The following is a 21,135-nucleotide window of genomic DNA, read 5'->3' on the forward strand; positions in this document are numbered from 1 at the left end:
AAATATCCTGTTGCGAACCAACCAACGCACCGCGACGGTCGACGAGCGAACCCGATCGGACCCACTCTTCGCGATCAGCGAGGGTTTCCATTTCGTCCGTCGCCGGTTCATGGCCACACCAGTGTGGCCATGGCACCCAGAACGAGCCCTTGGGGCGGCTGCGTGGGGTGAAAGGCGTCTCGAAAATGGTCGATCGAAGCCAAACTCCGAGGGCGGATTTCGCAGGGCAATCTGTTGTCCGAAACGAGTTTGCGTCCGACGGCTTCGGTCGTCGGGCGGGGATAACGAAGCCATTTCGGCGGGACGGCCTATCGGCTGGGGAGGCGTTGGGCTTGAGGAAATCCGGGTTCCCGGGATTGGGGAGTCGGGCTACCATGCCGCGCCCCGGTTGGGGATGGTCCGCGCACGAGGCGCGGGGGTTGGGGCACGACATGGAGGCGGACTCATGACGATCTACGACGGGATCATGGCGGCCGTGCTGATCGCCGGGATGATCCGGGGCGCGTGGCGGGGGATCACCTGGCAGCTCGCGAGCCTGGGGTCGCTGGTGCTGGGGTATCTGTTCTCATACCCGATCTCGGCCGTGATCGCGCCGAAGCTCCCGGGGACGCCCGAGGCCGCGCGGGCCATGTCGATGGCCGCGGCGTATGTGGTGGTCTCTTGCGCGGTGTTCGCCGCGGCGTGGATGGTCCGCAACGTCCTCAGCCGGATGAAGTTCGAGGCCTACGACCGCCACCTGGGGATGATGCTCGGCGGCGCGGAGGGGATCGCCGTGGGCATCCTGGGGACCATGCTGGTGACCAGCGTCGCCCCGACGACTCGCGACCCCATCTTCGCCAGCACCAGCGGCAAGATCGTCACCGCCGTCGTCGGCGTCGTCGGCCCAATCCTGCCGGCCGAGGTCCGCACGGCGCTCGCCCCGTACTGGCAAGGGGGCGGCTCGTCGACCCCGGCCGTGGCCGAAGCCGACGCTGCGACCAGCGCCGAAGCCGGTGCCGACGCCCCCGCCTCGACCCCGGCCCCCGATGCGACGATCGCCTCGCGGGCGGCGGCGCTGGTGGACGGCCAGGTCGGCAAGGCCGGCAAGGTGGACGCGGCCTCGGCCACGACCCCTGCCCCGGCTGACGCCGCCGCTCCGCTCCCGAGCGCCCGAGAGGTCATGGACCAGTTCGTCGAGCGCGGCCGGCAGAAGGCCGAGCAGGTCCTGACGGAATCGCTGGACTCCGACCCGAACGCCAAGGCGGCGTCGATCCGCGAACTGTACGAGAAGGACAAGAACCGCCTCAAGGACGCCGTCCTCGGGACGGTCGACCAGACCAAGCAGAACGTCGCCGGCCAGCTTCAGGGCGCCGTCGACCAGACCAAGCGCGACCTGAGCCAGCAGATCCAGAACCGCACCGGGAACCTGCAAGGCCAGGCGGCCGACGCCCAGAAGCGGATGGAGGAGTATCGGGCGCGGGTCGCCCGGGCTCAGCAAGGCATCAACCGCGCCCGCCAGCAACTGCAGCAAGGGGCCGACGGCGCTGTGAACGCGGGCCGCAAGAAGCTGGAGGAGTCCCTCTCCGACGCCATCGACAAGGGCCTGGACAAGCTGGGCCTCCCCGACGCGCCTCCCCCGGCGACCCCCAAATGAGCGACGCCTATGAGATCCGTCTGGAGGTCGGCGACCGGCCGATCAACCTGATCCAGGTCCTCAAGCTGGCCAACGTGGCGGCCACCGGCGGCGAGGCCAAGAACCTCGTCGCCGACGGCCTCGTCCGCGTCAACGGCGAGCCCGAGGACCGCAAGCGCCGGCAGATGGCCCGCGGCGACGTCGTCGAGATCGACCTCGAAGGCGCGCCGCGGATCGTCCTGGAGTAACTCCGCCTCAGCCCCGGCTCGGGCCGGAAGCGTGGGGCGGAAGCGGCCTCAACAGGAAAGCGAGGATCAGGGCTCCGAACATCACCAGGGCGATCATCTGGAGCACTGATTGATAAGCATAGACTGTTGCATAATCCTTCGTATATCGGCCCAGCAGCCGCGCGGCCTGGCTGGCGGCCTCGCTCGGGTCCAGGCCGTGGAGCGTGAAGTAATCGATCAGGTCGCGGCGGACGTCGTCGACCGGCGGCCGGTTCGGAATCATGCTCTGACGCATCGAGTCGAAGTGAGCGTCGCTCCGACGCTCGATGAAGATCGAAACGACATTGCCCCCGATGAACGCCGGCAGCACCAGCATCATGTTCTTGATCCCCGCCGACGAGGCGATCTGCGGCGGCGTCATCTCCTCCTGCGAAATGCAGATCAAGGGCGACGCCACCACCCCGGCCGACGACGCCCAGAGCATCACGTAACAGGCGATCCAGAACTTATCCGTGTATAAGTCGATCGATGAGAGGAGCCACGTCCCCAGGATCAACCCCGCGACGCCCGCGAGCAACCGGGCCTTGCGGTCGGACCGCCTCCCCAGCCACGACGTCAGCGCCAGGGCCGTGGACATCGCGACGACCCCCGGCAGCAGGGTCAGCCCCGTGTTCCAGCGCTCGTAGTCGCGGGTCACCGCCATGTACGTCACCAGCAGCGACAGCACGCTGAAGAACGTCATGTCGCACATGGCCTTGATCGCCACCGCCAGGGTGAACCGCGGAAGCTTGAACAGCCGGAGATCCAGCAACGGATGAGAACACGTCCACTCGTGATAGAGGAACCACGACAGCAGCCAGGCCCCCGCCGTCGAGACCGCCCAGAACTCGTTGGACATCTGCCAGCCCCACTTCTGGAACCGGAAGAGCCCCATCTCAAGGCAGATCACAAAGCCCACGAGCAGGATCAGGCCCTCCCAGTCGAAGGGCTCCAAGGCCTCGTCGCGGGGCTCGTCGTCCTGGAGAAGGTGGTAGTTGAGCACCGCGGCGACGCCGGCGACCGGCCCGTTGAAGTAGAAGATCGACCGCCACGAGATCGTGTTGATCAGGTAGCCGGCGAAGCTCGGCGCGAAGATCCGGCCGAAGTAGAGGCCCAGCACGTAGGCCGCGATGGCGCCGTCGCGGTGGTCGGGGAACTCGCGCCAGAGGATCGCCAGGACGGTCGTGACGACCAGGCCGTTGCCCACGCTCTGAATGAACCGCGCCGCCCCCAGCATCTCCACGTTGAGAGTCAGGCCGCAGGCCAGGCTGCCGACCGTGAAGACGACCAGGCCGGCGACGAACGTGTTCTTCAGGCCGAAGTGGTTGCGGCACCAGGGCATCACGGCCATGCCGATCACCGACCCCAGCAGCGTGCAGCCGGGCACCCACTGGTAGCGGTAGCGGTCCGAGGACAGCTCGCTCATGGCGAAGGGTCGGGCCAGGTCGGTGAACGTGGAGTTCATCCCGCAGAGCAAGAGCGCCGGCATCATCGCCAGGAAAGCCAGGTCGCGGCGCTGGAAGCCGTGCCACGATCGGACGTCCGGCAGGATCGGGTCGAGCGAGTGCGAGACGCCCTGCGGCGGCCGCGCCGGCTTGATCGGAGTCGAGCCGCTCACGGGCGTCCTCCCTCCGTGGGGGTCGCCGGGGAAGGGTCTGCGAAGGTCTCGGGGACCGACGTCGGGCTGACGCCGATCTCGCCGCGAGCGCGTTCGCGCTCGGCCTCGGCCTTCGCCCAGGCGGCGTCGCCGGGGACGTGCGAGATGGCCGCCGTGACCGACAACCCCGGCCGAAGCTGCCCCCACCGGGGCCCGCGTTCAACGGCGATCCGCACCGGCACGCGCTGGGTGACCTTGGTGAACTCGCCGGCGGTGATGTCGCGCGGCAGGAGCGAGAAGTTGGCGCCCGTCGCCTGGCCGATCCAGACGACCCTCCCCTTCAGCTCGTCCGGGAAGGCGTCCACCCAAAGGCTCACGTCGTTGCCGGGCGCAACGCCCTCCAGGCGGTCCTCCTCCAGATAGGCCGTGACGTAGACCAGCTCGGGGTCGTACATCGACAGGACCGGCGAGCCCAGCGGCGCGTGGTCGCCCGGGTTGCGATAGCGGCGGACGACCACGCCGTCGAACGGGGCGACGATCCGGCCGTTCTGGCGCTTGGTCCTGGCCGTCGCCTCAACCCGCGCCGCCTGGTCGACCTCCTCAGCCCGAAGCGCGACCTGCCGCTTCTGGACCGTGATCTCCAGGTCGCCCAGCTCGGCCAGGCGGAGGGATTCGGCGGCCTTCTCACGAGCGCGGACCTTCTGGTCGAGCGAGCGGCGGGCGATCTCCACCTGGGCGCGGTCGGCCTCGGCGCGCTCGACCTTCGCCTGCGCGGCCTCGACCTTCGCCTGGGCGGCGCGCAGCTCGCGGGTGGCGACCTGGAAGGTGCGTTCGGGGGTGGACTGGGCCTTGAACAGTTGGGACTGGCGGTCGTACTCCTCCTGGGCGTTGACGAGCGCGGCCTGCAGAGCCGCCGTGTCAGCCTTGGCCTCGTTCACCGCCTTGTCCACGTCGACGGCCGTCATCTTGAGGAGGGCTTCGGACTCGGCGACGGCCGCATCGGCGGAGGCCAGCTCCTTCTGCGCGACGGCGACCCGACGCGGGTGCTCTTGCTCCAGGCGGTCGAGCGTGGCCTTCTCGTACTCCAGCATGGCCTCGGCCGCCTTGCGCTTGGCGACGGCCTCGTCGACCTCGCGGGTCAGCGGGACCAGGTCGATCTCGGCGAGGACCTGGCCGGCCTTGACCTCGTCGTGTTCCTCCACGAGCACCTTGGTCACCACGCCCCCCTCCTGGAAGGCCAGGTGGACGATGTGCGACTCGAAGAAGGCGTCGTTGGTCATCGACATCGTGAAGCGGTAGTAGGCGAACTGGCCCAGAACCACCGCGCCGACCGCCACGCCGACCGCCCCCACGAGCCAGACGCCCCAGCGCGCCAGGCGACGGTGGTCGGCGGCGACCCGCCGCATCCGGGGCCACATGTCCACAAGCTCGGCGGCGGACTCGTCGTCGACGTCCAACCTCGGGGGAGCCTCGGCGGCGACCGCCGGGACGGAGGGTTTCGCGGGCTCGGGCGATTCACCGCCGGTCCCGTCCTCGATGCTCATCGATCATCACTCCGGATTCGCCCACGCCCCGGCGCGAGTCGCGGCGGCCATCGCCGCGGCCTGGCGGGAATCTTCTCTCCCCTCGGGTCATCTTACCCGCGGTCCGCCTCGGAAACGGGCGCCTCGCGCCATTCGTCGGCGGCGAATCAGGCCCGGAGGGGATTGAAGGTGGGAGTCGCCGACCTTGTGGATCGGCCTCGAGGCACCTCAGAGCGAATGCCGCGCCAAACGCCGTCGCCCCTGGCGGACGACCGGGCGCGGGGATAGGATGCGGGTCGAGCAGCCTCGCTCCGCAGCCCCCCAACACGCCTCGCCCCGACGCCCGCCGCGACGCCGCGGCCCTCCCCGTCAGGAGTCGAACCGTGAAACCGGCCCGCCCAACGTGCCTCGCCGTCCTCATCGCTCTCGCCGCTCCCTGTCTCGCCGAGGAGCCGACCCCCGCGCGCTTCGCGGACCCGCCGCGATCGACGCGGATCCTCAAGATCATCCACAACTGGCCCGACCGCGACGCCGATCAGGACGCCCTGATCGCCCGCCTCAAGGGCCAGGGGTTCGGCGGGGTCGTCTCAAATGTGGCGTTCGACGGCTACCTCGAAAGCGAGCCGAAGTGGGCCGCCTTCCGCCGAGGCGTCGCGCAAGCCCGCGAGGCCGGTTTCACGCAGTGGCTTTACGACGAGAAGGGATACCCCTCGGCGAACGCCGGCGGCCTCGTCCTGCGCGGTCGGCCGGAGTGGGAAGCGAGCGGCCTCTTGATCGCCGACGCCCGTAGCGAGGGTCCGGCCGTCGCGCTGGCCTCGCCGCCGGGCGACCTCTACCTGGCCGCCGCCTTCCCCGAGCGCGACGGCCTCATCGACCTGGCCGGTCGGGTCGACCTGTCGGACGTCGTTCGCGAAGGCCGGCTCAAATGGACGCCACCGGCGAGTCCGAAAGCCTGGCGGGTCTTGCTGGTCACGCGGAGCCGGCTGTTCCAGGGGACCCACGCCGACAACAACGTCTTCAGCCACATCCCCTACCCCAACCTGCTCATGGCCGAGCCCATCGAGCGGTTCGTCGAGTTGACGCACCAGGCCTACGCCGCGCGCCTGGGCCCCGAGCTGCCGAGGACCTTCCAGGCGACGTTCACCGATGAGCCGTCGCTGATGAGCTACTTCCTCAAGCCGATGCCGTACCGGGTCCTCCCCTGGTCGCCGACGTTCGCCGATGAGTTCCAGAAGCGTCGAGGGTACGACCCAACGCCCATCGTCCCCGCCCTGGTCCTCGACGCCGGCCCCGAAGGCGCCCGCCGTCGCCGCGACTTCTGGCGGACGGTCGCCGAGCTGGTCTCGGAGAACTACTTCGGCCGCCTCCAGGCGTGGGGACGCGCCCGGGGCGTTCCCTCGGGCGGGCACCTGCTCCTGGAGGAGCCGCTCGCCTCGCACGTGCCGAACTACGGGGACATGCTCGCCTGCCTGCGCCGGATGGACGCCCCGGGGATCGACTGCCTCACCAGCCTCCCCGGCCAGGCGCCGTGGTTCGTCGCCCGGCTCGCCGCCAGCGCGGCCGAGTTGGAGGGGCGCGAGTTGGTGATGTCGGAGACGTCCGACTTCGTCCAGCGCCACCGGGCCGAGGGGGACAAGCGTCCCCGTCGCATCGTGACCGAGGCCGAGATCCGCGGCACGATCAACCGCCTGGCGCTCGGCGGCGTGAACTGCATCACCAGCTACTACAGCTTCGAGGGCCTGGACGACGACGCCCTGCGGCGGCTGAACGCGCACGTCGGCCGGTTGGGGATGATGATCCGGGGCGGGTCGCAGGTCGCCGACGTCGCCGTCGTGTACCCGATCGAGTCGCTCTGGGGCCGGTTCGAGCCGTCGCGGCACACGACCAACGACGCCCCCGCCGCCGAGCGGATCGAGGCCCTCTACCGCCGCACGCTCGACTCGCTCTTCGAGGCTCGCCGCGACCCGACCATCGTCGACGCCCGCGCACTGGCCGAGGCGAAGGTCGAGGGCGATTCCCTCGTCCACGGCCGCTTGCGGTGGCGGGTGGTCGTTCTGCCGGGCGTCGACGCTCTGCCGGCCGCGGCCTGGGCGAACCTCGACCGCTTCGCGGCGGCCGGCGGCGTGGTCGTAACGATCGGCGATCGCCCCCGGTTCGACTCCAGCGCTCAGCCCGACGACGCGGTCGTGGCCGCGATCGCCGCGCGGCTGTTCGGCACCGAGGCGGCGGCCGACAGCGGCCCACGGACGACCTCGAACGCCTCGGGGGGAGGCGGCGTCTTCCTCCCCGACGGATCGGCCGGCTTACTGCCGGCGGCGATCGACGCCGTGCTCGCCCCCGACGTCGCCGCCGCGCCAAGGTCGCCGTTGCGGCAGACCCATCGACGGATCGACGCCCATGACGTCTACCTGATCGCCAACGACTCCGACCGGCCCGTCGCCGACTCCATCAGCCTGCCGCTGCCCCCCGGCGCGGCCGTCGAGTCGTGGGATCCCGCGACGGGCGAGGTCCGATCAATCACAGTCGCCCCCCAGAACGCCGTCCCCGTCGCGCTGGAGCCGTATGGAGCCGTTCTGGTCCGCGTCGCGAGCGTCGCTCCGCGCGCCCGGCGACCGCTCGTCGCGGGGGGACTGCCGACGGTTCGGGTTTCACCCCTGAGCCTTCCCGAGCCGACCGTCGGCCGCGGCGAGTTCGTGAGGGAGACCGTTGAAAAGGCCGACGGCTCGTGGACCTTCCGGGGCCTGGTGACGAGGTCGAACGTGGACGTCCACCTCTTCGCCGCATTCCGTTTGCCAGGGCCGCTGGACCTCTCCGCGACCGAGGGCCTGGCCGTCGACGCGGCCGTCCCGCCCGATCAGCGGACGTCGACGCGGATGCTGGTGATCGTCCGGACCGACGACGGCGGCGAGTACCTGGCCTCGACCTCGCGGTCGCTGGCCGCTCCCGGCGCCGACCGGACGTTCGTCCCCTGGTCGAGCTTCGAACACGCCCCCTGGTCCAAGGCCGGCTCCTCCGATCTGAATCCAGCGCGCGTGGCCGGCCTGAGCATCGGCTGGGGAGGCTACTTCGGGACCGAGGGCGAAACCGTCTCCTTCCGGCTCAACGGCGTGGGATCCGTGACGATCGGCTCGGGCTCGGGGCCGCCCTCCACGATCCGGTAGGTCCGGCCGGCTTCGAGATTGGCGAACGTCTCGCGACGGCCGGACGGCCAGTGGACCTCCACGCGGTCGACCCGAGCGGCCGCGCCCAGACCGAAGTGGACGCGCGGCGATGAGGCCGATTGGTAGCTGCCGCCGCCGAACCGAAAGCCCGACTGCCGCCGGCCGCCGGCCTCAACCACGACCCGAGCGCCGACGGCGTCGCGGTTGGATCGGGTCCCGACGAGTTGGAAGGCGATCCAGCGGCCGGGCGAGGTCGCCTGGTGCAGGCAGGCCAGCGGGGCGCCGTCGGCCGTGACCAGGACCTCGGGACGGCCGTCGTCGTCGAGGTCGCCCACAGCCAGGCCGCGGCCGACGCGGGGGGTCGTCCAGGCGGGCCCGGCGGCGACGGAGACGTCGCGGAGCCGGCCCCGGTCGTCGCCCAGGAAGAGCTGAGCGGGCATGGCGTAGGCGCTCGCCGGCGTGTAGTCGTTGACGTGGCCGTTGGCCTGGGCGAGGTCGAGCCGGCCGTCGCCGTCGGCGTCGAGCGCCGCCAGCCCGAAGCCCAGGACGTACCGGGTGGCCGCGGCCAGTCCGGAGGCCGCCGAGCGATCGCTGAACAGGCCGCCGCCGTGGTTGTGGTAGAGAGTGGTGGACTCGCCGTAGAAGTTGGTCACGGCCAGGTCGACCAGGCCGTCGCCGTCGAGGTCGCCGCAGGCCACGCCCATGCCGGCCATGAAGCCGCCGCCGGCCGACGCCGCCAGCCCCGCGGCGGTCGCCTCCTCGGAGAACTTCATCCCGCCCAGGTTGCGGAAGAACAGGTTGGAGGTCGTGTCGTTGGCGACGAAGAGGTCCACCCGGCCGTCGCCGTCGAGGTCGGTCGCGACGACGCCCAGGCCGCGGCCGTCGGGGTCGACGATCCCCGCCTCGGCCGTCACGTCCACGAACCGGCCGTTGTCGTTGCGATAGAGCCGGTCGCCGATGGACGGCGAGAGCCGGGGGTCGCAATACGAGGAACCCTTGCCGGACGGGTCCGGGCAAGGGGGCGGGTTCGCCTCGTCCCAGCGAACGTAGTGGCAGACGTAGAGGTCCAGGTCGCCGTCGTCGTCGAGGTCGGCAAAAGCGGCCGAGGTGGGCCAGTCGCGGTCGCCCCCCAGGCCGGCGGCTTCGGTGGCGTCGGTGAACGTCCCATCCCCCCGGTTGCGGTAAAGGGCGTAGCGCCTCCAGCGGGTGACGAAGAGGTCGGGACGGCCGTCGCCGTCGTAGTCGCCCACCGCGACGCCGTGGCCGTAGCCGCCGGGGAGCTTCGCCAGGCCGGCGGCTTCGGTGGCGTCCTCAAACATCCCGCCGCCCCGGTTGCGGAAGAGTCGGTCGCCGAACGGGGCGGCGGCCGGAGGCGGGAACGCGCCCCCCTGCACGGCGTAGACGTCCAGCCGGCCGTCGCCGTCGTAATCGAGCACGCCGACGCCCCCGCTCATCGTCTCGGGAAGTTGCCGCGCGGCGCTCCGGCCGTTGTCGAAGGTGAACCGCAGGCCGCGAGTCTCGGCGTCGTCGACGTACCTCGGGACCTCACCGGCCGTCGTTGAAGGACTCCCCGCCGCCATTCGCTCCAGATCGGGGCCGAGCCAGACGGCGACGGTCAGTGAAGGGTCGAGACGTTCTTCGGCCGACTCCGATTCGAGGGCCCGGACGCGGGCTTCGGCCTCGCCGCGAGCAGTCGAGTCGGAGGCGCGGAAGGCGGCCAGCCGCCACCAGAGGCGGGCCTCGTCGAGTACGCCGGCGACCTCGGAGGCGCGGGCGACCTCGGAGGCGCGGGCGGCCGGGTCGGGAGCGGAGAGCAGCTCGCGCCGGCGTTCACGGGCGGCCTCGACCTCGGCCTTGCGGCGGTGCAGCTCGGCGGCGCGGTCGTGGCGGCCGGCGTCGGCCTCCAGTCCGGCCAGGCGGTCGAGCGCCGACAGGGCGGCGGGCTCGCGGGCCAACCAGGCCTCCATCGCGGCGCGGGCGGCCTCGCGGTCGCCCCCGCGCGAGGCCAGCCAGGCCCGGAGCGACAGCCGTTCGGAGGTCGTCAGCATCGCCGCGGGAACGATCCCGACGACCTTCGCGGCGACGTCGGGACGGTCGGCGGCCTGGGCCCAGAGCAACCGCGACCGCGCCGCAAGCGGGTCGCCCGGCGCGGCGGCCTCGCAGGTCTTGAGACGTCGGTCGGCCTCGTCCAGCGACCCGGCTCGGAGGGCCAGGTTGGCGCGGGCCAACTCCAGGCGGTCGTCGTCGGGGGCCTTCGCGGCCAGGTCGGCCAGCGCCCGGCCGACGCCGTCAACGGGAAAGGCGACGCCGTCCATCGCCCAGAGCGAAACCAGCTGAGCGGTCGGGTTGTTGGTCCGATCGGCCCAGCGAAGCAGCAAGCGACGCCGCTCCGGAACGCGGCCGGAGAGTTCGTAGAGCGTCCCGAGGGCGTCCTCAGCGCGCTCAACGATCGGCCCGCCCCCCTTCGCGGCCCGGTCGAGATCGTCCTCGGCCGGTCGGAGGCGGCCCATTTCGATTTCCAGACGCCCCAGGGCCAGCGCGGCGTCGCGCGCCAGGGGATCGTCGACCGGGACGCGCCGGAATGAAGAGACGGCTGCGTCGGCCTCGCCGGCCTCGTGCTGGGCGGTCCCCAGCCAAAAGGCGGCGTCGCCGCGGTCGGGCCGCCGCGCGGCGATGGGCGCAAGGAGGTCGCGAGCCGCGGACGCCCGACGGGACGCCAGATCCTGGCGCGCCTGGAGAACGGCCGAGTCAACGCTCGCATCGTCGAACAGTCTGAGCGCGAACCAGCCGGACGCACCAAGAACGACGACCGCAGCCAGGATCCCGATCCAACGTCTCATGACGGCCCAGTTCGTCTGGTCAACGAAGACCCGGCCGGGCGTGGGGCTCGGCCGGGTCTCGGGGTTTGCACAAGCCGATCGGATCAGATCAGGGGAGGGTCAGGTCGATTCGTTCCCGATCCGAAGGTCGCCGGCTCAGTACGCGTCGGAGCTAATGACTTCGCCGCCGGCCCTGGTGCCCAAAGCCATCCAGGTCCGCATGTTGATCGAGTCCTTGACGAACTTGACCGAGCCGTCGGAGAACAGGACGTTCACGCCGCCGGAGTGGTAGCTCTGGGCGTTGGAGTAGGCGGAGTCGTCCGGGCCGCAGCCGCCGCAGTCGGGCCGGCAGGCGTTCCACGCGTGCTGCTTGGAGTTGGGCGGGACGATGGTGTTGAACAGGGTCATCGTCATGGCGCCCCAGCCCCAGCGGTTGCCGGTGGCGTTGCTGATGTTGGTGTTGCCGTTGGTCATGCCGGCCTTATAAGCGGTCGTGCAGGCCTGGAGCGAGGTCTGGATCAACTGGTCGGACAGCGACGAGGCGTCCTGCATGAGATTGGTCGCGCCGGTGACGCCGGTGACCGCGTTGTTGGGGCGGCCGACCGAGACGGCGGCAGGGTCGCCGACGAGCGACTCGGCGAAGGCGATGGTGTTGGAGGAGCCGTCGGTGATGTCGCGGATGCCGTTGACGGCGTAGTACATGAAGACGCCGCTGGAGTAGGGGTTGCAGTTGGGAGGGCTGCCGAAGAACGGGTCGGGCCGACAGCTGGAGTAGCCGGGCCACTGCTCCCACCGGGACGACGTGGTGCCGATGCTGCCGCGATAGCTGTTGGTGTTGGGCTGGCCGGTGCCCGCCGACACCGTGCCCTTGCCGTTGTTGCCGTCGGAGGGGCACATGAAGACCGAAAGGAGCGCCGTCCAGCCGGTCTTGTTGATCTGCTGGCCGGCGTCATAGCCGCCGCAGAAGGAGAAATTAATGGCGCTGTAGAGCGTTCCCTGCTCCAGGTAGGGGAGCATCATGGCATGGGCGCTCCACTCGGTCCAGCCGGCATATCCCCCGGAGTAGCCGATGAGATGGGCGGAGACCGTCTGCCCCGGCGGGAACGACCCGATCGACGAGTGGTAGTTGTGCATGCCCAACCCGATCTGCTTCAGGTTGTTCACGCACTGGGAACGACGTGCCGCCTCGCGGGCCGCCTGAACGGCCGGCAAGAGCAGGGCTATCAACACCGCGATGATGGCGATCACGACCAGGAGTTCAATCAGTGTGAACCCCTGGCGCTTACGCACGGAACCTTGACACGAGTCCATTGGGCACGACTCCATGGGCCTTGTGAAAGGATGGGAGGAAAGAGCGAAACCGATCGGTACGTCGCAACGCGCGACCCCGCAGGCCCTGCAAGGATGGGCCGGCGGGGTCGGCGTCGGTGGGATTGATCAGTGGGACTTCTCGGCGGTGCCCCCGGTGTGCGCCGCCTTGGCGGCGGCCTTGCCGGGATTGCGGCCGACGGGCACGCCGGATTTGCCGTACGCGGCCTGACGAGCCGCCTGTTCGTCGGCCTGCCGTTTCTGGATTTCCGCGTCGGACTCGACCGGGGCCGTCCCCGAGCTGTTGTCGCTGCAACCGGTGAATAAGGCCGATGCGGCGACAAGCAACGCGGCCAGGAGACCCCGATACTCACGGCGGACTTGCGGATTGTGCATCGAAATGAATCCGATGTTAAGCGACGCTCCGACGGCGCAGCACCGCGCCTTCGGTCGGTAGAAGGGACCGCGAAACAATCAGAACGTCGGCACGACTATGAGATTCGGACGTCAAAGCGATTGGGCCCCCCGCAAGTATCCACAGGGGGTTTGGCTGCCCGTCATTATCCTTCAACATTCATACCTGTCAATGTACCACTGGCGCCTTCTCGACTTTGTTGTCAACCCTATTTGATTAGTTTTTGCTCACCGACCATACATAAACGAGCTTCGCGAAAGAGCTCAAGCCCACAGGCTGGTCGCGCAGACGAGGCATGGATACGGCCGACCTCGACGCGACCCCTGGCCCGGCCTCGTCTTGCGACGACCGACGGGCGGTCGGCCTCCCGAATCGCACGGAAGGGGACGCCAGGATGGCGAAGGGCGCGACCGATTCACCGAAGGCGGCGTACGTCGCCGCGTCGGCCATGCTGGGGCTGGCGTTCCTGTTCCCGATCGGCCTGATGATCTTCGACCCCACGCTCATGTTCGAGCGTGGGTGGGAGCAGTACGTCGGGACCGGCATCTACTTCTGGGCCGTGCTGACCCTGGCCTCTGAACTGCGCCGACTCTGGCGCGACGAACGGGCCTTCGAGGAAGCCCCAGCGTTGCTGAAATACCTCGGTGCGATGCTCCAAAGCAACGCCGCCCCGGCCGACGCCCGCGCCACGGCGATTGCTGCCGACGGTCGGACGCTCCCGGCGCGGGTGCGACAGTTGGCCGGCTTCGCCCGGGAGGCCCGCTCGGCTCCGGCCGAGCAACTGATGGAGGTCAACCGCCACGCCCCCTGGTCCAAGGCCGGTGCCTCCGATCTGAATCCGGCGCGCGTGGCCGGCCTGAGCATCGGCTGGGGAGGCTACTTCGGGACCGAAGGCGAAACCGTCTCCTTCCGGCTCAAGGGCGTCGGAACCGTGACGGTTGAAGTCCATGAAAAAGCCCCGGAGGAGTGAATCTCCTCCGGGGCCTGCGATGGCTCGCTGTTGCGGGAGACGAGACGGTCAGAACGCGTCGGAGCTGACGATCTCGCCGCCGTTGCGGGTGCCGAGAGACCAAATGACGTTCTGGGCGACCGAGGACTTCAGGAAGCGCACCGAGCCGTCGCCGAAGGCGGCGTTGGCCCCGCCGGAGTGATAGCTGCTCATGCCGACCGAGCCCCAGGCGCCGTCATTGTCACCGCCCCAGTTGACGATGATGCAATTCGGGTAGTTGGGGTTCGGGGCCACGAGCATGTTCCCCAGGGTCCGGCCGAGGAGCGCCTGGCACCACATCTGGCCGATGAAGCTGCGATGGGCCGTCGGGTTCGTCCGGGCGAACGCACCGCAGGCCTGGAGCCAGGGGACGAACGCCGCGGCGCCGTAAGGCATGTTGCAGCCGGGCTGGTTCCAGTCGGCGACGTTCTGGGGCGTCGAGGTGTAGACGACCATGTCCTGCGGGTTGTTGAACACGTTGTTGTTGTTGTCCCCGGAGCGCCACTCCGAGAAGACGATAGTGTTCGCGGAGCCGTCGACGATGTCGCGGATGCCGTAGGCCGTGCCGCCCACTTCGAAGACGCCGTTGGGGCGAGAGTTGCCGTTGTAGTAGAACTGGTTCATGCTCGCGCCGAGCGAGGCGAAGTAGTTCGTGTAAGGCGACGGCCGGCCCGACAGCCAGTTCCCCGGATAGGGGGGCGACGACGGGCAGGTGAAGGCGTTGATCAGCGTGGTCGTGGCCGAGGTGTTCTGGTATTGACCGGTCGTGTCTTCGCTGGCGTTGGGCAGGTTGAAATTGATGGCCGCGAAGATCGCCGACTGCTCCAGGTAAGGCAGCAGCATCGAGTGGGCGCTCCAGTTGCCCCACCCCGTTCGCACGCTGCCATTGACGATCACCGAGCCGCCGCCCATGGGGAAGCTGCCGATGGCCGAATGATAGTTGTGCATGGCCAGGCCGATCTGCTTCAGATTGTTCACGCACTGGGCGCGACGGGCGGCCTCGCGCGCGGCCTGCACGGCGGGCAGGAGCAGCGCGATCAGGACGGCGATGATCGCAATCACCACCAAAAGCTCGATCAGTGTGAATCCGCGTGATCCACGAGAGTATGAGATTGATGAGCTGCGCACGACATTTCTCCCTCGAATTGGATAAAGCCTCGCTCCTGGTCTCTCGATCCCGGACGACGGATGGTTTCCGTTGGAAACCACCAGACGGCCGTCCTGGAACGACGATCCCTTCTTCTCCCGTGCTGGCCGGGCGACCCTCCGGCAACGACCTGCAGGTCGTACGCAACCCGAGTTGGGCGCGCGCAACGGGATAACGACAATCAGCCCCAGGCGTGACGACGAGTCGTCCTCGAAGCGTCAGTCGGGATTTCAGCCAAGGAATTATTGAGGCAAGACGGAAGGGCTGACGCCTGGCGGCGTCTTGAGCTTGGATCGATCCTGCGCCGGCTGCGGGAGGGCTCCTTCGACCTTGGCCAGCGGGATCTCCTGCTGGCCGCCGCAGCCTAATGCGCCTACCAAAAGAAACAACGGCCCCACAACGGCCGTGACCATCAACGTCGGCTTGCAAAGCTTCATGTGGATTGGACTCCTGACTCGCCGTCGACCTGGCGTCCCCAGGATCTTGGACCGACGAGGGTGGTCATCGAGAGCATTTCTCCGAGGTCGCCAGGCCGGGGCGTGGCAGCAACCAAGGAGAATGCAGCGCGCACCACCACCCCATTTCGTCCTTGGGGGCAGAGTTCCAGGTTACAGAGGAGAGACTCTCTGGAAGGAATGATCGTACCCGAGCCCCCGACCCAGGGACCGACGACGGCACCCGTGCTAATCCAGTTGAACTCTTGAAACCTACGATTCGACGGGCATCCTGTCAATGATGCACACCGCTTGCTACGTTAGAATTTAGGTTGCAACCGAGGCGTCGTCACCCAGGTGCTCGGCAGCCTTCCTGACCGCCGCAAATCAGCCGGGTCGAAACGATCGAGGAAAGGGGATCGTTCCTTCCTCTGGCTCCGAAGTTCGTAGTCGATCGGAGGCCTCAGGGCGACCGCTCCTTTCGCAACCGAGCGACGACTCTTGCCGGACCAGGTTCGATCGCCCCAATCGGCATCACTGCAATGCCTTGGGCCATACCGGCCGAAACTCACGACGCCTCCCGCGGCTCCGGTTCGCGCCGCGACTCCGAGAGCCTGCCACAAGTCTTAACCTTTTGGGCTTTCGGGCGTGATTGGTCGGCGTCGGTTCCTGGAATGAACTGAAGCCGGAGGGCCAGTTGCGCCGATAGGGCGAAGGATAGGAATCGCGATGGATCGCGGGGGATGCCGATGGAGTCGGCCGACTGAACGCGGATACCGGCCCGCGCTTCGCTCTTCAGCGACCCGCGCGGAGCCGGCCTCTGATCACGGTCACAGTACGGAAGGGGACGCCAGGATGGCGAAGGGCGCGACCGATTCACCGAAGGCGGCGTACGTCGCCGCGTCGGCCATGCTGGGGCTGGCGTTCCTGTTCCCGATCGGCCTGATGATCTTCGACCCCACGCTCATGTTCGAGCGTGGGTGGGAGCAGTACGTCGGGACCGGCATCTACTTCTGGGCCGTGCTGACCCTGGCCTCTGAACTGCGCCGACTCTGGCGCGACGAACGGGCCTTCGAGGAAGCCCCAGCGTTGCTGAAATACCTCGGTGCGATGCTCCAAAGCAACGCCGCCCCGGCCGACGCCCGCGCCACGGCGATTGCTGCCGACGGTCGGACGCTCCCGGCGCGGGTGCGACAGTTGGCCGGCTTCGCCCGGGAGGCCCGCTCGGCTCCGGCCGAGCAACTGATGGAGGTCAACCGCGAGGCCTCCGGGCTCGACCAGGAGCACACGGCCGGCCGGTTCACGCTCACCCGCTACATCCTTTACCTCCTGCCGGTCATCGGCTTCATCGGTACGGTCGAGGGCATCTCCAAGGCCCTCATGAGGATCAGCCAGGTGCTGCCGCTGGTGAAGGACCTTGACGCCTTCCTGGGGAACCTGACGGGCGTGACCTCGGCCTTGCAGATCGCCTTCGACAGCACGTTGCTGGCCCTCTTCCTGAGCGCCGCGCTGATGCTGGTGCAGACCCTCGTCTTCCGCCTGGCCGAGCGCCACCTGGCGCGGGTGGATCGCTGGGTGGTCGAGCACGTGCTCCCCGGCGTGGGCGCCCGCGACGCCGCCGCCGACCGGATCGCCGATGTCATCGCCCCGCACGTCGAACGCCTCCGCGCCGAGCTGGCGACCCTGCTGGAGCCCGCCGCTCGCGCCTTGCAGGGTGAGGCCGAGAAGATCGGCCGCAGCCTGGAAGCCCCGGTCGACCGGCTGGCGACGGCCGTCGACGGATTGCCCTCCTCGCTGGCCTCCTTCCGCCAGGGGGCCGACGCCATCGCCCGCGTCGGCGGCGAGTTCGAGGTGCTGGAAGCCTTCGGCGAATCCTCGCGGCGGTCGGCCGCCTCGCTGGCCCGGATCGAGGACTCGCTGGCCCAGGCTCCAGAGCCCGACCCGCAGTTGCTGGAGATCAAGCGGGCGCTCGACCGCAACACGGCGGCCGTCGAGGGGATGGCCGCGGCCTGGGCCTCCGCCTACGAGAAGTCGAGCCGGACGACCCAGGAACAGCTCGCCAAGACGATGAACAACCTCAAGGACGCGCTCGACCTGATCAACGTCAGCATCGAGCAGGCCAACTCGCTCTATCGCAACATCGTCAAGCGGATGTTCGACGACCGCGGCCGCTCCGGCGGCGGCGACTCCCGCGCGGCCTGACCCCGGCGACTCCAGGAGGTTCGAGAAGCCATGCGACGGAATCGGCGAGGGGGCGGCGGTGGCGGCCTGGAGTTCGGCGGCTCGGGCGAGGATTCGTTCGTCGCGGTCGTCGTGACCAAGCTCACCGGGGCGCTCCTCTTCATCCTGTTGTTGACGATGGTCATCATGGCCTTGCTGCCCAAGGCGATGGACGTGGCCCCCGGTTCTCCCCGAGAGCAGGCCGAGGCCCGGCCGCTCAAGATCGCCACGCCGCCGGAGCTTCCCGAGGCCATCGCCGGCCGGCCCTACCACGTCGCGCTGGCGGCCGAAGGGGGCCGCGGCCCCTTGCGGTGGTCGCTCGACGGCGAACTCCCCGACGGCCTGACCTTCGACGCCGCTTCGGGACTCCTCTCCGGCACCCCGACGAAGGGGACGCCCCAGCCTAAGGAGCTGGCCCTGCGCGTGGGCGACGGCGAGTCGTTCGCGGCCGGTCCGCTGCGGCTGACGGTCTACCAGAGCGACGTCCCGCTGAGCACGCCCTCGTGGTGGAAGCCGGGGATTCCGCCGGTCCCCTGGCGGGCCTGGCTCGACGACGGGGTCGGCTTCCTGATCCTTTGGCTGATCCATCTGGTGGGGATGTCCACCCTGGCGAACTTCGAGCGCCAGGCCGCCGCCATGACCCTGGCGACCGAAGGAGGCGCAACCATCCCCGCCGGCGAGACCTCGCCCGACCTCGCCCCGCGCCGATTCGCCCTGTATCGTGCGGTCGTCCGCCTCAGCACGCTCTCGGCCATGATCGGCCTGGCGGCCTGGCTCTGGTCGGCACGCCCCTGACGAACGTCGACTGCGCCGAAACGCAAACGATGAAGAACGATTCCGCAAGGCTCCTGCAATAACTGAGGCCATCCGGCGGCCGAAAGCCGCTATGATGAGGAAACGGCCCCGGCCTCTTGGGACGACGATCGTCCGTCCTGCGCCGGCGGCAGGGCTCAGCTTGCTGCATTTCTTGAAGGAGCATCGACATGACGCGACGACGTCTCGGCGTGATCGCGGGGGGGATCGCGGTCCTGTTCGCGGTCACCTCCGTCGCCATGGCGCAGGATGACGGGGGTGGAGGAGGCGGCCGTAGAGGCGGCGGCCGAGGCGGATTCGGCGGCGGTCCCGGCGGTGGCGGTCCCGGCGGCGGAGGCCCCGGCGGCGGAGGCCCTGGCGGCGGCGGTGGACCCGGCGGATTCGGTGGCGGTTTCGGCGGCGGCCGAGGCGGATTCGGCGGCCCCGGCGGATTCGGCGGCACGTCGCTTCTGAACCTCGCCTCCAACGCCGCCGTTCAGACGGACCTGCAGGTCACGGACGAGCAGAAGGCCAAAATCGAGAAGCTCGCCCAGGAATCCCGCGCCAAGCGTGACAAGGCCATGCAGGACATGCGAGCCCGCATGGGCAACGGCGGCGGTCCCGGCGGTTTCGGCGGCGGCGGTCCCGGCGGCGGGAACAACGGCGGTGGGAACAACGGCGGCGGTCGCGGCGGGAACAACAACAACGGCGGCGGCCGTACTCGTGGCGGGAACAACAACCAGGGCTCGACCCTCCCCGCGACGACCGGCGTGATCCAGCGCGTTTCTTACCAGCCCCAGGACGGCGGCGTCGGCGGCTACGGGGCCGGGTTCGGCGGCGGAGCCGGCGGCTTCGGCGGCAACCCCTACACGGGGGCTCAGGAGGGCGTCGACCCGGCCGTCCAGCAGCAAATGATGCAGCAGCAGCAACAGATGCGGCAGAACCAGCGCAACCAAATGCAGCAGCAGCGCGGGTTCGACCAGATGCGTCAGGCCATGGATAAGCTGAACAAGGACGATGAATCGGCGCTCGCCAAGATCCTCAAGCCCGATCAGATGAAGCGGCTGAGGGAGATCGAGCTTCAAGCGGAAGGCCCCTTCGCCATCGTCCACAACCAGCCCCTGGCCCAGAAGCTCAGCGTCACCGACGAGCAGTACGCCGAAATCCAGCAGCTCGAACAGGACTCCCGCCAGCAGGGGAGCGGCACCCGCGACCAGATGCGATCGCTGATGGAAAAAGTTCGCGCCAGCATGCCCCAGGACGCCAACGCCAACAATAACAATGGCGGCGGCAACGGCAACAATGGCGGCGGCAACGGTGGTGGACCGGGTGGACGGGGCAATCGCGGCAACTTCAACCCCGAAGCGTTCCGCGCGGCCATGGAAAAGCCTGAGATCCAGGCCGAGATGACCAAGATCCGCGAAGCCGAGAGCGCCCAGCGCGATCAGAACTTCTCCAAGGTCTTCAAGGCCCTCGACCGTCGTCAGGCCAGCATGTACAAGACCTTGCTCGGCACGAAGGTCGAGGACATCAACGCCATGCTTCGGGGCGGATTCGGCGGACCTGGTGGCCCGGGAGGCCCCGGCGGTCCGGGAGGCCCCGGAGGTCCTGGCGGTCCGGGAGGCCCGGGTGGCAATGCCGGTGGGACGACCACGGCCGCGACCGCCAAGGCGGCGACCCCCAAGGCCGACACCACCGCCAAGGCCGACACCGCCAAGGCGGATACGCCCAAGGCGGCGACGGCGGCTCCGTCGACCAGTGGCAGCAGCAGTCTCCGGGCGCGTCGCGGCATCGGCTCCACGACCAAGCCTCAGTGACGCCTGCAATCTGATGCAATGAATCCGAACCGGCCCGTCCACGCTCTGGCGTCGACGGGCCGGTTCTCGTTTTGAGGCCGCTCCCGTTGACGCGACGATCGCGGAAACGCTCTGATCGATGGGACCACGGTTGGCAACGTATCTGGAGGCAGACGATGACGAAGCGGCGGTTCTTGTTGGGCGTGACGATGCTGTGCGCCCTGGCGGCGGGTTCTCAGGCGAGGGCCGACGAGCGGCTTGAAGGGATCGCCTGCCGGTCGGTCCACCTGCGATACCCTGCGCCGGTGGGTCGGGCGTTCTACAACGAGATCACGATCCGCGAGTCCGCCCCGGGCACGTACTTCATGGTCTGCGGATGGGACAAGGGGTATTACGGCCTTCAGGAGCTGGCCAACGGCAAGAAGCTGCTGATCTTCTCCGTGTGGGACTCCGAGAGCAACAACCCCAACGCCCAGAAGACCGAATCTCGCGTCAAGCTGCTCCACCAGGATGAGAAGCTCCGCGTCAAGCGGTTCGGCGGCGAGGGCTCCGGCGGCCAGAGCTTCTACGACTACGACTGGAAGGTCGGCGAGACGTACAAGCTGATGGTCACGGCCCGCCCCGACGGCGACCGCACCGAATACTCCGGCTGGTTCTTCGTCCCGGAGGAGAAGGCGTGGAAGCACCTGGTGACCTTCTCCACGATCACCGGCGGCAAGGACCTGGGCGGCTACTACTCGTTCATCGAGGACTTCAAGCGCGACCGGGTCTCCGCGACCAAGGTCCGCCGCGCCGAGTTCGGCGACGCCTGGGTCGCGCCGGTCTCCGGCGAGCCCACCCCCGTGTCGAAGGTCCAGTTCACGGCCGACCGCAACCCAGTCCTGAACATCGACGCCTTCGCCAAGGACGGCCGATTCACCCTGGCCACCGGCGGCGAGACCAAGAACGAGGGGACCAAGCTCCGCGAATACCTGGAACTGCCCCCCCCGCCCTCCTCCTCCGTCCCAACCGAGGCTTTGAAGCTGGCCCCCGCGGCGAAGCCGTGAGAACGCCCGTC

Annotated in this window: 15 protein-coding genes; 8 read left to right on the forward strand and 7 right to left on the reverse strand. The window is 69.0% G+C overall.

Going from position 1 to position 21,135, the window contains the following annotated elements:
• The first annotated feature begins 445 nt into the window (after positions 1–445).
• Positions 446–1,633: a CvpA family protein gene (locus G5C50_RS11340; RefSeq protein WP_165069112.1), complete on the forward strand. Its 1,188-nt coding sequence runs from the start codon at positions 446–448 to the stop codon at positions 1,631–1,633.
• Complete coding sequence (locus G5C50_RS11345) at positions 1,630–1,860, forward strand: RNA-binding S4 domain-containing protein (RefSeq protein WP_165069114.1); 231 nt, start codon at positions 1,630–1,632, stop codon at positions 1,858–1,860. Before G5C50_RS11340 ends, G5C50_RS11345 begins: the two co-directional genes overlap by 4 nt.
• A gap of 7 nt (positions 1,861–1,867) precedes the next feature.
• On the opposite strand, the gene G5C50_RS11350 is transcribed toward G5C50_RS11345, so the two are convergent.
• Positions 1,868–3,496, reverse strand: coding sequence for an MFS transporter (locus G5C50_RS11350; RefSeq protein WP_165069117.1), 1,629 nt, complete (start codon positions 3,494–3,496; stop codon positions 1,868–1,870).
• The gene (locus G5C50_RS11355; protein ID WP_165069119.1) at positions 3,493–5,019 is read right to left on the reverse strand and encodes an HlyD family secretion protein; all 1,527 of its coding nucleotides are present in this window, start codon (positions 5,017–5,019) and stop codon (positions 3,493–3,495) included. Before G5C50_RS11355 ends, G5C50_RS11350 begins: the two co-directional genes overlap by 4 nt.
• 362 nt (positions 5,020–5,381) lie before the next feature.
• Here G5C50_RS11355 and G5C50_RS11360 point away from each other — a divergent pair, with 362 nt between their 5' ends.
• Positions 5,382–8,159, forward strand: a complete 2,778-nt coding sequence (locus G5C50_RS11360; protein ID WP_165069121.1) for a glycosyl hydrolase — start codon at positions 5,382–5,384, stop codon at positions 8,157–8,159.
• Here G5C50_RS11360 and G5C50_RS11365 read toward each other — a convergent pair.
• The 3 genes from G5C50_RS11365 to G5C50_RS11375 form a co-directional block, all read right to left on the reverse strand.
• Positions 8,060–10,999 (reverse strand): FG-GAP-like repeat-containing protein, encoded by a 2,940-nt coding sequence (locus G5C50_RS11365; RefSeq protein WP_165069124.1) that lies wholly within the window; start codon positions 10,997–10,999, stop codon positions 8,060–8,062. The two genes, G5C50_RS11360 and G5C50_RS11365, sit on opposite strands and share 100 nt — an antisense overlap.
• A 135-nt stretch (positions 11,000–11,134) precedes the next feature.
• The gene (locus G5C50_RS11370; protein ID WP_206107653.1) at positions 11,135–12,268 is read right to left on the reverse strand and encodes a DUF1559 domain-containing protein; all 1,134 of its coding nucleotides are present in this window, start codon (positions 12,266–12,268) and stop codon (positions 11,135–11,137) included.
• 147 nt (positions 12,269–12,415) lie between these two features.
• On the reverse strand, positions 12,416–12,682 hold the full coding sequence (locus tag G5C50_RS11375; protein WP_165069129.1) for a hypothetical protein: 267 nt from the start codon (positions 12,680–12,682) through the stop codon (positions 12,416–12,418).
• A gap of 413 nt (positions 12,683–13,095) precedes the next feature.
• On the opposite strand from G5C50_RS11375, the gene G5C50_RS11380 reads away from it, so the two are divergent.
• Complete coding sequence (locus G5C50_RS11380) at positions 13,096–13,671, forward strand: hypothetical protein (protein WP_165069131.1); 576 nt, start codon at positions 13,096–13,098, stop codon at positions 13,669–13,671.
• A gap of 48 nt (positions 13,672–13,719) precedes the next feature.
• Here the strand turns inward: G5C50_RS11380 and G5C50_RS11385 are convergent, their stop codons facing one another.
• Together G5C50_RS11385 and G5C50_RS11390 are read right to left on the reverse strand one after the other, a co-directional pair.
• Complete coding sequence (locus G5C50_RS11385) at positions 13,720–14,817, reverse strand: DUF1559 domain-containing protein (protein ID WP_165069134.1); 1,098 nt, start codon at positions 14,815–14,817, stop codon at positions 13,720–13,722.
• 261 nt (positions 14,818–15,078) lie between these two features.
• On the reverse strand, positions 15,079–15,273 hold the full coding sequence (locus G5C50_RS11390) for a hypothetical protein (RefSeq protein ID WP_165069136.1): 195 nt from the start codon (positions 15,271–15,273) through the stop codon (positions 15,079–15,081).
• An 852-nt stretch (positions 15,274–16,125) separates the two neighbouring features.
• Between G5C50_RS11390 and G5C50_RS11395 the strand changes: the two genes are divergently transcribed.
• From G5C50_RS11395 to G5C50_RS11410, 4 genes are all read left to right on the forward strand, one after another.
• Complete coding sequence (locus G5C50_RS11395) at positions 16,126–17,472, forward strand: MotA/TolQ/ExbB proton channel family protein (RefSeq protein ID WP_165069139.1); 1,347 nt, start codon at positions 16,126–16,128, stop codon at positions 17,470–17,472.
• A 30-nt stretch (positions 17,473–17,502) separates the two neighbouring features.
• Complete coding sequence (locus G5C50_RS11400) at positions 17,503–18,285, forward strand: Ig domain-containing protein (RefSeq protein WP_165069141.1); 783 nt, start codon at positions 17,503–17,505, stop codon at positions 18,283–18,285.
• Between the two features lie 188 nt (positions 18,286–18,473).
• The gene (locus tag G5C50_RS11405) at positions 18,474–20,099 is read left to right on the forward strand and encodes a hypothetical protein (RefSeq protein ID WP_165069144.1); all 1,626 of its coding nucleotides are present in this window, start codon (positions 18,474–18,476) and stop codon (positions 20,097–20,099) included.
• 155 nt (positions 20,100–20,254) lie between these two features.
• A complete protein-coding gene (locus tag G5C50_RS11410) occupies positions 20,255–21,124 on the forward strand; it encodes a DUF3472 domain-containing protein (protein WP_165069146.1) in 870 nt (289 codons plus the stop codon).
• Positions 21,125–21,135 lie beyond the last annotated feature (11 nt).

It is taken from the genome of Paludisphaera rhizosphaerae (genome assembly GCF_011065895.1).
In the GTDB taxonomy this organism is placed as follows: domain Bacteria; phylum Planctomycetota; class Planctomycetia; order Isosphaerales; family Isosphaeraceae; genus Paludisphaera; species Paludisphaera rhizosphaerae.